At 58.2% G+C, this 15346-nt stretch carries 7 protein-coding genes; 3 read left to right on the top strand and 4 right to left on the bottom strand.

The window, feature by feature from the left end; translation table 11 throughout:
* Positions 1 to 48: 48 nt before the first annotated feature.
* The gene (locus tag EC9_RS17480) at positions 49 to 831 is read right to left on the bottom strand and encodes a DeoR/GlpR family DNA-binding transcription regulator (protein ID WP_145288113.1); all 783 of its coding nucleotides are present in this window, start codon (positions 829 to 831) and stop codon (positions 49 to 51) included.
* 577 nt (positions 832 to 1408) lie between these two features.
* Here EC9_RS17480 and EC9_RS17475 point away from each other — a divergent pair.
* Positions 1409 to 1897, top strand: a complete 489-nt coding sequence (locus EC9_RS17475; protein WP_218934222.1) for a DinB family protein — start codon at positions 1409 to 1411, stop codon at positions 1895 to 1897.
* A 351-nt stretch (positions 1898 to 2248) separates the two neighbouring features.
* A complete protein-coding gene (locus tag EC9_RS17470) occupies positions 2249 to 4918 on the top strand; it encodes a DUF5060 domain-containing protein (protein ID WP_218934221.1) in 2670 nt (889 codons plus the stop codon).
* Positions 4919 to 5210: 292 nt separating this feature from the next.
* Here the strand turns inward: EC9_RS17470 and EC9_RS17465 are convergent, their stop codons facing one another.
* Positions 5211 to 10415, bottom strand: coding sequence for an MSCRAMM family protein (locus EC9_RS17465; protein ID WP_246105749.1), 5205 nt, complete (start codon positions 10413 to 10415; stop codon positions 5211 to 5213).
* Between the two features lie 2 nt (positions 10416 to 10417).
* The gene (locus EC9_RS17460) at positions 10418 to 11470 is read right to left on the bottom strand and encodes a WD40 repeat domain-containing protein (protein ID WP_218934220.1); all 1053 of its coding nucleotides are present in this window, start codon (positions 11468 to 11470) and stop codon (positions 10418 to 10420) included.
* Between the two features lie 715 nt (positions 11471 to 12185).
* On the opposite strand from EC9_RS17460, the gene EC9_RS17455 reads away from it, so the two are divergent.
* On the top strand, positions 12186 to 13844 hold the full coding sequence (locus EC9_RS17455; RefSeq protein WP_218934219.1) for a S41 family peptidase: 1659 nt from the start codon (positions 12186 to 12188) through the stop codon (positions 13842 to 13844).
* Positions 13845 to 14042: 198 nt separating this feature from the next.
* Here the strand turns inward: EC9_RS17455 and EC9_RS17450 are convergent, their stop codons facing one another.
* A complete protein-coding gene (locus tag EC9_RS17450) occupies positions 14043 to 15008 on the bottom strand; it encodes a 2-hydroxyacid dehydrogenase (RefSeq protein WP_145347194.1) in 966 nt (321 codons plus the stop codon).
* Positions 15009 to 15346 lie beyond the last annotated feature (338 nt).

Raw genomic sequence — 15346 nt, 5'->3', positions numbered from 1 at the left:
GTTGCAGGTCGGTGGGGGCTGCGGATTGTGGGGGACGGTCGTCTTGATTTATGGATGAAGCGCCGGGGCGATGATCAGTTGGACGCCGGCGTCGGTCAGTCGTTGTTGCCACTGGGGCGATAGTTCGTCGTCGGTCACGACCGTCGCGACATCGCCCAATTGGCAGGTTCGCGAAAGGCTCGCGTGGCCAAATTTGGTGCTGTCGGCGACGATGATCGTTTCGTCGGCGCTGCGCAACATCTCCTTCTCCGTTCCGACAAGAAGCATATTGCTGTTGTAGTAACCTCGCTCATCCGCCCCGGCGATACTAATCACCGCGTGGCGGACATTCAAACTTTCTAACATCGTATTTGCGAACGGCCCCAAAGTGACGCCGGTGCGGTTGTGAACGTAACCGCCGACGAGGACCAAATCCGACTTGTCGCTGCTGGCAAACAGGTTGGCAACGGGCAGCGAATTCGTCACGACTTGCAGCGGTCGTCCGACCAGCAGACGGGCTAGTTCGTAAGTCGTGCTGCCACCGTCGAGGATGATCGTGTCGCTGTCGCCGATCAATTGGCTAGCGGCCTGGGCAATCGCTCGCTTCTGTTCCCAACGGTTGTCTCGGCGACCTTCGAACAGTCGCATGTTGGTCGGTGACCCGGTCCAAAACACGCCGCCGTGAGTTCGTCTCGCCTCGCCAAGTTCCTCCAAATAGTCCAAGTCGCGGCGAATCGTCGATTCGCTGACCTGCAGTTCCGCCGCCAATTCCAACAGCGACGCAAATCCGGTCGCTTGAATCTGCCGCCGCAGATTTTCACGCCGTGCTTCCGTGGGAGAGCCGTTGGACAAGATCGATTTCTTCCGGTATCTGCGAGAAAACTCGTTGCGCGTGATAGATTATGGTCACCACGTGAAAGAAATCAATCACCGCCGACCAGAGAATCCGCCTAATTTACCTGTTTTGCTATCATAGCGTACTATCGTTCTCGACTTCTTGCAGGCCCGAATCGCGAACGAAACGAGTTCATCGCCAAGGTTTCACAATTTGCGACAGGCTGTGGCAAATTTGACGCCTATGAGAGAAGAAGCAGCCGAACTCGCCCCGTCGCGGACCTGAGTTAGCGGCCCCCGTCGAGAGTTTCGAGAGGTGACGCATCCGCCGTAAACCGAAAGTCTTGACGACTTGTCGGTTTAGTCACAACGAGTTTCCTTCAATTAGCCGTTTGGGCGTTAGCCCCGGTTTAGCGGTGCTTGAACCGGGGCTAACGCCCAAACGGCTGACTAAATCGACAGGCCGTTGACGACTTCCGCTACGAGTGGTGTGATGGGCTGCGCTATCTTCGACGCGTATATTAAGAGCGTCTTTTGCCGTTGCGCCTCAACGGCAACCTACTGGAATCCATCATTTGGCTGCAGGACGAAACCAATGGAACTTGAAGCGAAGTTGTTCACGATGATGCGCGGCGTGTTGACCGAGATGGTCGACGGAATCTCCGACGCCGACTTTCAGAGCCTGCCGGCCGGCGGTGGCAATTCGCCGAACTGGATCTTGGGACACCTGGCTCTTTGCAACGAGTTCGGGCTGATGACGATGGGGCTGCCCGTCGAGCGAGCCGAGCAGATGATGCCGATCTATGGCCCTGGCAGCCAACCGACCGAAGCGGCCGACAACTTGATGAGCAAAGCCGACCTGGTCACCTTCTTCAATGAATCGGCCGACCGCTTCTTGATGGCTGTCGCCAACGCGAGCGATGAAGATCTTGCCGCAGAGCGAAGCAGCCCGATCCTGAAAGCTCATCTGCCGACAGTCGGCGACATGGTGGGACACCTTCTGACGACTCACTTTGGAATGCACATCGGCCAATTAAGCGCCTGGCGTCGCAGCCGCGGTATGGGCTCGGTTCTGTCGGTGTAGGTTTCGCGAGTTGCCAGGCGTCGACCAATGCCGAACATTGATCGTATCTCGCCCGTCTCCAGGGCTGGCGAGATGTCATGCTGACGCCTGATTCGGCATACTCAAACGTTGAGATCGCGGTTGGGCTACGATCGTCGCGCGGTCGATATGGCGAGCGAGGAGACCGTGGCGCGGGGCTAATTCGCGGCGTGGTCCATGGGAACCGGACGTTAACGCGTGCCGGCTGAGACCTCAATGCTGAAACAGCAATTTGCCCTGTTGAACGTCGCTAATTCGTTGGCAATGAGCTGTTGGGTTCGATAGATTGAATCGGTTATTTTTTAATCCGATCATTCTGTTTGAGTATTCGAGATGAAAAGTCTTGCGGCGTTCCGTTGGTCCGCGCTCACTGCGATTCTGATTTTGGTCACCATTGCGAGGTGCGAACGGTCGTTTGCCAAGTCGCCTATCGTCGACGATACGGTCGTTTTTGCCGAAGCCGATGGGATGTTGGCTGTCGAAGCGGAGCACTTCTTCCAGCAGACCTCCGATGATGTCCGCGGCTTTTATCTCACGCATTCAGATCAGACGCCGTCGGCCGGCCCCGATGGCGATCCGCCTCACGTTGCCGGTGCCAGCGGCGGTGCGTATCTCGAGATCCTGCCCGACACGCGTCGCGACCACGGCGACAAACTGATCAAGGGAGAGAACTTCTCGCCCCAAGCAGCCGCGATGGCGGTGCTGCATTACAAAGTTCAGATCGCCAATCCGGGCAGGTATTACGTTTGGGTACGCGCCCATTCCACGGGGACTGAAGACAACGGATTGCATGTCGGGATCGATGGTCAGTGGCCTGAGAGCGGTCAGCGGTTGCAGTGGTGCGATGGGAAGAGGTCATGGCGTTGGGAGAGCAAGCAGCGGACCGACGCCCAGCACTGCGGCGAACCTCACAAGATCTTCCTCGATATCGATAAGCCGGGGGAGCATGTGATCCAGTTTTCGATGCGCGAAGATGGATTCGAATTCGACAAGTGGTTGATCACTCGCGATCGAGAGTTCACGCGTCCCGCGGGTGTTGGGCCGTCGTCGGCGGTCCATGCGGGAACGATGCCCAAACCGTTCCCCTTCGTCGCCGCAGTGGCAGCGCCAGCGGTTGTCAAGAGAACAAGTCCCACCAAGCCGTCGAGCACCGCTCCGCTGCAGATGCCTCGCGGCGCTGACGGCGACAGCAGCGTTAAGGTCAGCGGCGAACCGAAGCAATGGCACAAGCTGACGCTCGATCTGAGCGGCCCCTACGCTCACGAAAAAGACAACACGCCGAACCCGTTTACCGATTACCGGATGTCGGTCGAGTTCACGCATGCCGACGGGGACAGCTACACCGTGCCGGGCTATTTTGCTGCCGATGGGAACGCTGCGAATTCGTCGGCGGAAGATGGCAACGTTTGGCGAGCTCATTTTGCTGCCGACCGAACCGGCAAGTGGAACTATCTAGTTTCATTCGACCAAGGCGAACTGGCAGCATTGGACAAGGGAGCCAAAGCGAAGCCGCTGGCTCCGTTTAATGGTGCTTCGGGAAGTTTCGAGATTGCCGCCAGCAACAAACAGGGACGCGACCTGCGAGCTCAGGGACGCCTGCAATACGTCGGCAAGCACTACTTGCAGTTTGCCGGATCCAAAAAGTACTTCTTGAAAGCGGGAGCCGACGCGCCCGAAACGCTGTTGGCCTACGCCGACTTCGACAACACGATCGCCGGCAAAGCCAAGCGGGCACCGCTGAAAACCTGGTCGCCGCATCTCAACGATTGGCGTCCGGGCGATCCGACTTGGGGTGACCAGAAGGGACGCGGGCTGATCGGCGCTATCAACTATCTTTCGGGCAAAGGCTGCAACGCGTTTTCGTTCCTGACCTACAACGCCGGTGGCGATGGCGACAACGTCTGGCCGTTCATTCAACGCGACGACAAGCTGCATTACGATTGCAGCAAACTGGATCAGTGGGGAATCGTCTTCGATCACGGCACCGCTCGCGGTATGTATTTGCACTTCAAGTTGCAAGAGACCGAAAACGACGACCACTGGACGGGAAAAGGAAAGGCCGGGTTTGTTCCCGAGAGCTTGGACGACGGAAATTTGGGCATCCAGCGAAAACTGTATTGCCGCGAAATGGTCGCTCGCTTCGGGCACAATCTAGCGTTGAACTGGAACATCGGTGAGGAGAGCACGCAGAGCACCGCTCAGCAGGTGGCGATGATCGACTACCTGGCCGATCTCGATCCGTACGATCACAACATCGTGTTGCACACCTATCCTGGCCAGCACGACAAAATCTACGGAGCGTTGCTGGGAGAGCGGTCGAAGCTGACCGGTTTGTCGCTGCAGAACAGCAGCTTGAAAGCGACTCACGCCGACACGCTCAAGTGGGTTCGCAAATCGGCGGCGGCGGACAAACCGTGGGTCGTTGCATTTGACGAATCGGGGACTGCCGCTCACGCCCAGGCTCCCGATCTCGGGTACCGCGGTTTCGATGGCCACGACCGCACCGGCAAGATGGCTCACACCCAGCACGAGGTCCGCAAACAAACGCTGTGGGGAACCTTAATGGCTGGCGGTGCCGGGAACGAATATTATTTCGGGTACCAGTTCGATGAAAACGATATCGTGTGCGAAGACTGGCGCAGCCGAGACCAAAGCTGGGACTACTGCCGGATCGCTATCGAGTTCTTCCACGACCATGGGATTCCGTTTTGGGAGATGCAAAACGCGGACGCATTGGTCGGCAACAACGACAACGGAATCGCCAAATTCTGTTTCGCCAAACCGGGCGATACCTATCTGGTCTACCTGGCAAACGGCGGGACTTCCGATTTGGATCTGTCGGGCGTCGAAGGCAACTTTCAAGTGATGTGGTTCAACCCACGCGCTGGCGGTGACTTGCAAGCCGGAACGATCAAGTCGGTCCAAGGTGGATCGAACGTCGCCCTGGGAACTGCTCCCCAGGACGCCAACGAAGATTGGTTGGTCGCGCTGCGAAAGGATTAGTCGACTGCTCGCCAAGGCGTCGAGAACGCTAGCTTCCGATTCTACTGTGCTGCTGACGAAGCGAACCGGTGGTGGCAGCTTCGTCAGCTGGATCGCTTTGGATATCGGGATCTGCGTTTACCATCGTTCCACCGACATCATCGTGTCCGGTGGCAAGCAATTAGCGCTCGGTGAACTTTGCAGTGGTTTCCAACGAGTCGCTTGGCATGGCGTCGATTGCGGCCCAGTCTCCCAGGCGTTGAAGTGTCAGGCTTTCGCCGGACACTTTCTCCAGTCAATTTCGTCCCGTGGTTTACGCCGCTTTGTCTTCAGCGATCGGATCGGTCTGCGTTTCGTAGGTGCCGGCTTCGCTGGTGCCATCGCCGTCCCAGTCGCCTGCCACGGGCTGGCCGTTGGGCGAATGCGGCTGATCGAAACGCTGATCTTCGGCGGTCATCTGCCGATCGGAATTGCTGTCGATGATCCAGGTGTCGCCACGGACAACGCCGATCTGATCGATTCCGTCGCCGTTCCAATCGCCAACAACAGGGAGATCGCCAGGTTCACCAAACTGAACGGTTTCGTCCCGCGTGGTCCAACGGCCGTCGCCATCGCTGTCCAACATCCAACGCCCGGCGCGGAACACAGCGATCGTATCGATGCCATCGCCATTCCAATCGCCCACCAGTGGCGTATCGGCGTTGTGGCCATATCGGAAGACGTGATCGATCAGGTCGCTGCGCAGTTGGCCCCGTTCGCGAAGCTGCAAGACGCGGATACCGTCGGTCGCTTCGGGCTGCATCGGCGGTTGGTTCTTGGGGCGCAGGCGGCGAATGTTGTCGGGATCGGGCAAACCGGGATCGCGGACGATCGCTTCGGGATCGCGATCCCATTCGGGGCCGAAGATTCCGATATCGTCTTTGCCGTCACCGTCCCAGTCGCCGACGACCGGACGATCCATCTCGGTTCCCAGTTTGACCCACAGGTCGTTACCGTCCCACTTGCCGTTTCCGTTGACATCGATGAACCAATTCCCCTCGATGAAGAGAGCCAGTTCGTCGCGGCCGTCGCCGTTGAAGTCACCAGCCAACGGGATGGCATCGGCATCGCCGAGCGTGATCGCCGACGATTCGGACAACACATTCCCATCGCGGTCCATCAGCAACCAGTTGCCTTTGTCGCGAAGATTGGTACTCCAAGCAGCGGTGTCCAACACGATGCCCGCGTTTTGGATCACCTTGCCACCGGAGCTTTCGAACGCAGTTTCGCCGCGTGGGAAGCCACCATCGATGACACTCAAGTGCCACGTCACGCCGGGATCGTCGTTGGCCCAGATCGGATTATTGATCTCCACCGCGTCGGCAAAATTGATCAACAGCGGGGCGTTGGCGAACGTTTCAATCGGCGGCGGAGTGAATTCAACGGGTGGCGGATCCCATTCGATCGGCGGAACCGGAGGCTGCTCGCGGATCAAGACTTCGCTGAAGTTGTTCTCGACCGACGCTCCACCAACGGGCAGGTCGATCAAAATGATTCCATCGTTGTTCGGATTCGTCGCACTGTCCAACGCCAGCGTCTGCAACTGGAACGTCGTTGTCGAGTCCTCGGGGACGTCGGCGGCGTTGACGGCGAAACCGCCCAAGCTGCCCGCGGTGTCCAAGCCGTCGATGTAGCCATCGGGTTGAATCTGGTAGATGTGGTACGTACCAGCTCGTAGACCGGTGAATTCGTAGAAGCCGTTGGCATCGGTAACGACGCGAATCGGCCCATCGGCGTAGGTCCCTGGCAGTGCATTCTCGCCGAGGAACGCTTGCCCCAAGACGTTGCGAAGTTCCAGCGTCACGCCGGCCAAAGGCGTATCGTCGCCAGTCCGAAGACCGTCGGAGATCCCTCGCAAATCCTCCGGTTCCGGAACTTGCGAAAGCAATCGCACGTCGCCGTCCTGGAAGACATAACCGCTGATCACCGCCGGTGGCAGTTCGCAGAAATCGTTGTTCAGCGAGTTTTGGTTGGCCAGCAGACCGATCGAAACAATGCTGTTCAGCCCCGAGTCATCGCCGCCGGTTGTACCAGCGTGCTGATCGCCGTCAAAGTAACCGTTCGGTTGAACCTGGATCACCGAGTAGGAGCCCGGCGCGAGGTCGGTGAATTCGTAGAAGCCGTTGGTGTTGGTCAGCGTGGTTGCGATCAACGTGCCATTGGCGTCGTACAACTGCATCTCGACGTTCGCAAGCAGTTCTTCCTCGGGATCGAGGACGCAATCGCCGTCGCTGTCGACATGCACGCGGCCAGAGATCGTACCGGGGGGCAGTTCGCAGAAGTCGTTCGATTCGCTGTCCTGTCCAGCTGCCAACGGAATCTGCGAGATTCGATTGATCACCGAATCGTCGCCGCCAGTCGTGCCCGCGTGTTGGTCGCCGTCGTAATACCCGGTCGGTTGCAGTTCGACGACGGTGTAGTCGCCGGGAGCCAAGTCGGTGAATTCGTAGCGACCGTTGACATCGGTGGTCGTCGTCGTGATCAGCGTGCCGTTGTTGTCGTACAGTTCGATCGTGACGCCCGACAGACGCAGTTCGTCGGGATCGCGGACGCAGTCGCCATCGGTGTCGACGTGAACGTATCCGGAGATCGATCCAGGTGGCAGTTCGCAGAAGTCGTTTGCTTCGCTGTCCTGTCCCGCAGCCAATGGGATCCGCGAAATTCGATTGACTACCGAATCGTCGCCGCCAGTCGTACCGGCGTGTTGGTCGCCGTCAAAATATCCCGCCGGTTGCAGTTCGACGACGGTGTATTCACCGGGGGCCAGATCGATGAATTCGTAACGCCCCAACGTGTCGGTGGTTGTCGTTGCGATCAGCGTACCGGATTCGTCGTACAGTTCGATCGTGACGCCCGACAGACGCAGTTCGTCGGGATCGCGGATGCAATCGCCGTCGGTATCGACGTGAACGTAACCGGAGATCGTGCCTGGTGGCAGTTCGCAGAAGTCGTTGAACTGCGAGTCCTGCCCCGAGCTGAGTGGGATCTGCGAGATTCGGTCGGTCACCGAATCGTCGCCGCCGGTGGTGCCCGCGTGTTGGTCGCCGTTGTAATATCCGACGGGTTGGATTTCGACGACGGTGTAATTGCCCGGCGCGAGGTTGATGAACTCGTATTCGCCTTGGCTGTTCGTCGTCGTCTGCGTCAGGAAATTCCCGGCATCGTCGTACAGTTCGACAACAACGCCTTCCAGACGCAGTTCGTCGGGATCGATCTCGCAGTCGCCATCGGTGTCGACATGGATCCGCCCCGAGATCGTCCCCGGCTTCAGTTCGCCGAAGTTGTATTCGACACCGACCTGTCCCTGCCGCAGGTTGATTGCGAGGATCCGGTCGCCAGGATTGTCGGCGCGGCCGACGGTTGACCCCGCGACGGTTCCGGCTGTGTCGAGACCGTCGAGGTAGCCGGCGGGAGTCGTTTCGCGCAGGGTGTATTCGCCCGGCAGAAGGTTATCGAATTGGTAGAATCCGTTGGCGTCGGTCTGCCGCGAGGCGACGACAGCGCCGGTCGAATCGATCAGTTCGACAAGAGCTCCAGGGATCGCCTCTTCTCCCGAATCGCGGATTCCGTCGTTCGATTGATCGTGATAGACGTAGCCCGAAATTTTGGCGGGGGCGGCTTCGCAGAAATCGTAATGCGTTCCCTCACCGCCAGCGCTGAGGGTGATCGTCGTGATCCGGCTGCCGCCGTCGATGCTGCCGACCATCTGACCACCGATCATGCCCACATGTGCGGCGCCTTCGAGCAGTCCCACGGGCGTGTATTCGATGATTCGGTAGTTGCCTTTGACCAGGCGATCGAATTCATATTCGCCCAGTGAATTGGTCCGCGTCTCGGCGATAAAGTTGCCCGCGGAATCCTCTAAGACGATCCGAACATCTTCAAGTGGAATGTCGCCGCTTTCGTCGTGCGGGCCAAAGCAATCTTCGCCGGGAGCGACCAGGTAGACGGCTCCAGCCAATGAACCAAGCGGCAGTTCGCCGAAGTTGTAATCGATACCGACCGAACCGCCTTGTAGATCGATCGCGTTGATCTCATCGCCGGGATTGACCGCGATACCGACCAAGATCCCGTCGACGGTACCGGCGGTATCCAAACCGTCGGACAGATCGTGAGGCATCACGGTTTCGACGACTCGGTAGCGACCTGGGGCCAGGTCGGTAAAGCTGTACGAACCGTCGGCGGCGGTGGTCGTCTCGACGATCTCTTCGGGAGCGATCGTGTCGACGGGGATCAGCCGAACGGTGACACCGCCCAGACCGATTTCGCCCGGATCTTTGATGCCGTCGTCGCTATCGTCGCGGTAGACATAACCGCTGATCTTCGCCGGATCGGCTTCGGCGAAATCGTAGTCGACCGCGTGCAGATCGCCCAATGGAATCTCGATGCCGGTCAAGACATCCGCATTGAGCACGGTTCCGCTAATGCTGTTGTCGACGGTACCGGGAACCGCGCCGACGCTGAACAATCCCGTCGGCTGCGTCTCTTCGATGTGGTAGGTACCCGGCATCAGATCGAGATCGGTGCCGAAGTGGTAGTCGCCGTTGGCATCGGTCTGCGTCGAATGCCCGGTGTACTGGAACTGACCGCTCGTTTCATCCAGCATGTACAGCCGCAGTTCGACGCCGGGAATCCCCTTTTCCGACGCGCTTTGAACGAGGTTCAGATCGTTGTCCAGATAGACGGTACCGCCGATCGAGATCGGTTTGGGCGCTTGTTGCAGCGTCACCAAAGCGGCAGCGGTCCGGTCGGCGTGGCTGCGGACATCGTTGCCCGCATCGGGCGGCAGATCGATACCGTAAATCGCTTGAGGATCACCGTAATCGTTTACGAAGATATCCGACGTGGTGACATCGAAATAGTGTGGCGCTTCGAAGCTTGCGGTGAGGATCGTATCGTGGAACTCCTGCCCCGATTTGATCACGTCCAAGCGACTGTTGAAGATGGCGACATCATCGCTGACCTTCAAGATTTCATCGACATCGAGGCTGAAGATCAGCTTGTCGCCCGCTTGGAAGTTGTTGAACTCCAGCTCCAACAGCATGCCGCCATCGGAAACGGTTGCCGACACCGATGCGGCGGGATTGGCCGACAACAGGCTGACGACTTTGAAGTCGTGGTAGCCGGCTTTGCCGAGGCCGCCAGCTTTGGTGTCGAAGATCGCGTCGCCAACGCTCAAGCCATCGCCATCTTTATCCAGATCGATCGACAGCTTGGTCAACGACGTCCCATCGGCACCGCCCACAAACGACAGTTGGAACTGATCGGGATGCGAGTCATCCCCCTCGTCGACCTGATTGTCGCCGAAACTGGTTTCCAGGTAATCGGTTTCGATATAGACCAGACCGACATGGATTGGCAGCGCCGCGGCGTCCATCACGCATCGCGCTTCGAGTCGCTCGACCGAACGAATTCGTCGGACGGCGTCAACGGCTTGAGTTTTCGGTCGCTTGAATATGTTAAATGCTCGTTGAAACACCGTTATCGCTCCGTTGCCAATGTCGAAGTTGTGTCTGTCGATTCCATGCCAGGGATCCCAGCGACCGTCTCGTGTTGTTGGATCTGCGACAGTCGCCAGAACCGGATCGAGGTGTCGTAGCTGCCCGAGATCAAGTGCTCGACGTTTGCTTTGAGCACCGCGACGGTCCCTTGATGACCGGTCAGCTTCTTTGTGACTTCACCGCTGTTGACGTTCAGAACACGAATCAAGTTGTCCGAACCGCCGACGGCGACATGTTGCGAATCGATCGCAGCGACCGACAACAACTTGCAACCTGGGATCGTGACCTCGCGAAGCATCTTCATTTGCACGGTATCGACGATCGCACAGCGGCCGTCTTCGCCGACCGACACGATCATGTTGGCTCCGCGAACCAGCGTGCTGTCTCGCAAACGTCCGACGTGCAAAGAAATCTCTGCCAGTGTGGCGCCGGTATCGGGGTCGATGAAATGCATCTCGCCCGATCGACCGCCGACGGCCAGGATGTCGTCGACCTCGGTGAACAGGGCAGTCCGCAGATCGCGGCACTTGCAGGTCAAGTTTGCAGCGGGGATCGACTTGGCTTGCATCAGGAAAATTTGTGGGTCGAAGCCGACCGCAGCGATCCGTTTTCCGGTGTCGTTGAAGCGAACGCAGGCTAATGCCGGTCCACCGCCGATATCGCGAGGGTTTTCCCAGTGGTTTTCGCGTTGCCAGACTTGGATTCGGCCGTCGTTGCCAGCCGAAAGCAACGTCGATCCGTCGGGGGAGAAATCGAGTGAGCGGACCCAATCGCTGTGCTGACCGATGATCCGTTGTTCGGAAAAATCGTTGCCAGACAACAGCCGGATCGCGTGATCGTCGCCGGCTGCGGCCAGCAATTCGCCACCGGGGCTGATCGCAAGCGCTGTGATGACGGGGGGATAATCGCGCCCCGCGACAGGTTGCAAGCGAATCGAAAGATTATTGGGAATCGTTTCGATGGCATGGCAATACGGCAGTTCCGAGCAAGCGATTGCTAGCGACAATAGAACTAAAGCAAAGCGATGTAGCACAGGGGATCCCTCCTGGATTTGACAGGTCAATGCAGCTCGGGCAGCGATCGACGCGCAGAACTCCAGTAGGCGATATCGGCGTTCACGCATGGTGCCGATGAACGATTCAAAGCTCAAGTTGCCGTTTATCCCCCTCAAAATCGGATGCTATCAAACACCCAATCCGTCATGTTTGGACAGATTCGCTGTAGTTCGGGGGGAAAGGGTGCAACTGCAGCGACGTGTCGCGTCGGCGCGTGTGGGAAATTCCGCGGGCAAAGGGCTGCCGGGAGAGAAGGTTTGACGGATATAGCGATTTTGATCGGAATGGCTAAAGATATTCAGCTTCGGTGGAGCGATAGCGAAGCAAGTTTCTTGACCCCAAGGGGACGGATTCCTAAAAATAGATCGACGCCCAACGGTTGCTCGCTCCTCTGGAACGAGCGACCTTCTTTCTCGCGGGATGCGTGTGAAAGAAGCGGAACAGTTTGGCTCCATTCGACTCCTTAAACGCCTGCGGGCGAGAGTCGCCTGAGCCGTGCGACTGTTGCATTCGGATCATCAAATTCAGCTGATGCCACTTGCAACGGTTAATTCTTCCCAAAACTGCTCCACTTTTTTTGACCGGGCACTATGCGTGACCTATATTCTCGTGGTTGCTAGCTGCATGCCAGTTCCAGCGGCCACCAGTGGTGACCTTCCCCACCGCTGCCTCCCGCGCTCCGATGGAATCTACATGTTAAGAGAACACACGGGCTGGCGACCCTCCCTCGCTATCCTGGCTTGCTTGTTGGCTTGCCCATCGATCGCTTCTGCACAGTCTGCGTCAAACCGGACTGCGGTTGATCCGATCTCAGCTCAATATGATGCTGGCATCGCTTTGGAACGTGTGGGCAAATGGCCCGAAGCGATCCGACATTATGAAGCGGCCGTTCGGTTATATCCTGATCAACAGGCGTTCAAGGATCGATTGACCATCAGCCGGATGCATTTCGATGTGCGCCGGCGTTACCAAGACACCAGTTTTCTGCGTTCGGTCGACACGATGAGTTCGCCGCAGGTGTTGGACATGTACGACGAGATTCTCAAGAATCTCGAGCGGAACTATGTCGATGCCCCTGCGTGGACCGAAGTCTTGCGTCACGGAACCGCATCCTTAGAAGTCGCTTTGATCGAACCTTCGTTTGTCCAGCGGCACCTGGCGAACGTACCGGCTGACAAGATCGAAGCCTTCCGCCAATCGGTGCGATTCTACGTTCAAGATCGGCCGCAGGGAACACGATTCGATCTGCGAGCCAACGCCTCGTTTGTCGCTGGCGTTGCCAAGCAGCACTTGGGATTGTCGCCAGTCGCCACGGTTTGGGAATACGTTTGTGGTGCTGTCGCAACGTTGGATCCCTACTCGCGATTCCTGACTGGCAATCAACTCGACGAAACCTTTGCCAACATCGAAGGTAACTTCGTCGGCTTGGGGGTCGAATTGAAGGCAGAGAGCGATCGCTTGCGGATCGTCAGCGTGATCGCTGGCGGACCGGCCGAACAGGTCGGCCTGAAAGCGGGCGATGCGATCGTAGCTGTCGAAGACAACTGGACCAACAAAGTGACTCCCGACTACGCAGCCGATCTGCTGCGTGGCAGCGAAGGGAGTTATGTCAGCGTGGTTGTCGAGAGCATCGGGCAGGCGCAACGAACGCTGCAAATTCAACGTCGCCGCGTCGAAGTGCCCAGCGTCGAGAACGTCCACATTCAAGACAAGACCGACGGCATCGGATACTTGCGGTTGACCAGTTTTCAAAAGACGACGATTCGCGATATCGACCAAGCCCTGTGGCAACTGCACCGCGAGGGGATGCAGACGTTGATCTTGGATCTGCGTGGAAATCCGGGCGGATTGTTGACGGCGGGAGTCGATCTGGCCGACCGTTTCCTGAGCGACGGGCGGATCGTGCAAACTCGCGGTCGCAACAGCAACGAGAACTTCGACTACGTCGCACACCGATCGGGTACCTGGAGTGTTCCGTTGGTCGTGTTGGTCGACGAGGACAGTGCCAGTGCCAGCGAGATTTTCGCGGCAGCGATCTACGATCACGGTCGCGGTACGATCGTCGGCAGCCGAACCTATGGTAAGGGGACCGTGCAGGGAATCTTCCGCATGAAGAGTGCCCACGCCGGGCTGTGCTTGACGACCGCCAAGTTCTTCTCGCCCAATGGTCGTCCGATCAGCGGCAGCGGCGTAACGCCTCACATTCCTGTCGAAGAGCAAACGATCGCGATGCGACCGGTTGTCGATCAGCAGGGTGTCGCCCAACAAGCGACCAAGACCGATTTGGTCTTGGACAAAGCTGTCGAATTCGTCCGCGGCAATGCCCGCGTCAGCCTGCGACCTCAACCCTAAGATTTGGCAGTGATTCGATCCGGCTTTCGGCCGGATCGATCGACACCGTTCACGAACCCGCGGCGCGCGAAGGAGTCACGCGACGCTTGCAAAAACCTTCGCTCGCGCCACGGGGGTTCGTGATCTACGCCTCGGTTCTGGTCGCAATGCTGCGACCGAGAAATCCCCATCTCGTCTGCGAAAATCGGTGCTTCCGATCTAATTTGCGGCGACGCGGTGTGGTAGCGGTTGGCCGTTGAGGCCGGCCAGAAGATTGTCGGCGGCGATCGTGGCCATCGCGTCTCGGCTGGCGACGGTCCCACTGCCGATGTGTGGCAGGATCACACAATTTCCCATCGACCGCAGGGGGCTATCGGCGGCAAGCGGTTCCGGTTCAGTGACGTCCAACCCGGCAGCGAAGATCGTCCCGGCTTGCAACGCGCGATGCAGGGCCTGTTGATCGACGATCCCTCCGCGGGCGGTATTCACCAACACGCTTGTCGGTTTCATCTGTGCGAACGTTTCGTCGCCGAACAGCTTTTCGGTTTGCGGATTCAGGTCGGTATGGATCGACACGAAATCGCTTTCGGCTAGCAGCGTGGAGAATTCGACGCGGCGAGCATTGAATTGATCGTCGATTTCCGGTTTCTCGGAACGAGCGGTGTATAGCACCGACATGCCCCATCCGAAGTGCAGCCGGCGAGCGACCGCCGCGCCGATCCGCCCCATGCCGACGATACCGATCGTTTTGCCAACCAGATCTTGCCCGATGAAGCCCATCGGTTCCCAAGTTTTCCATTGCTCGTGGGTGACGTTGTCGATCCCTTCCCGGAAGCAACGCGCCGCGGCCAGCAACAATCCGACGGCGATATCGGCTGTTGCGTCGGTCAACACCCCGGGGGTATTGCCGACCGCGATCCCGCGTCGGTCCGCTTCGGCGACATCGATGTTGTTGTATCCGACAGCAAAATTGCTGACGACCTTCAATTGAGGGCCGACGTGATCGAAGAATTCGGCATCGATTCGATCGCTCAATAGCGACAACACCCCGTCGCAGCCGGCTGATTTTTCCAGCAATTGGTCGCGTGAGGGGGGCAAACGATCGGGCCAAACTTCACAATCGCAAACGTTACGAATGCGATCGAGTCCGGCCGCTGGAATCTGACGAGTAACAAAGACTTTCATGAAATCGACGCTCTGGACTGACAAGGTGTTGGAGGATCCGATTCGGTGGCATCGCCAACTCCGCGGCAGCAGTATTCGAAATGCGGATCGGTTGGCTCAGCGGCCTGTAAAGCATACGAAAAATTGGCTCCCGCGGGCAGAAGCCAATGCCGTCGATAGATTGGGCAACTAGAATCGACAGCTTGAGAACTCCCCCAGACACCGTATCCATCTCAGGTCGCAGATCGATCGATTGGACACCCCATGAAAACCTAGTGGTTGCCGAATTGCACTCGGTGAGCAACTGTCTTACCCTAGTAAAAGTCTGCATTGATATACACCAAGCAACTGTGAAGAAC

The organism is Rosistilla ulvae, from assembly GCF_007741475.1.
In the GTDB taxonomy this organism is placed as follows: Bacteria; Planctomycetota; Planctomycetia; order Pirellulales; family Pirellulaceae; genus Rosistilla; species Rosistilla ulvae.
The sequence above is the reverse complement of the archived record's forward strand: the minus strand, read 5'-3'. Positions and strand labels throughout refer to the sequence as shown.

Bases quoted from the DNA above. Each gene is read 5' to 3' on its own strand.
- EC9_RS17475 (WP_218934222.1), top strand. From the start codon at position 1,409: ATGGAACTTGAAGCGAAGTTGTTCACGATGATGCGCGGCGTGTTGACC.
- EC9_RS17450 (WP_145347194.1), bottom strand. From the start codon at position 15,008: ATGAAAGTCTTTGTTACTCGTCAGATTCCAGCGGCCGGACTCGATCGC.
- EC9_RS17470 (WP_218934221.1), top strand. From the start codon at position 2,249: ATGAAAAGTCTTGCGGCGTTCCGTTGGTCCGCGCTCACTGCGATTCTG.
- EC9_RS17455 (WP_218934219.1), top strand. From the start codon at position 12,186: ATGTTAAGAGAACACACGGGCTGGCGACCCTCCCTCGCTATCCTGGCT.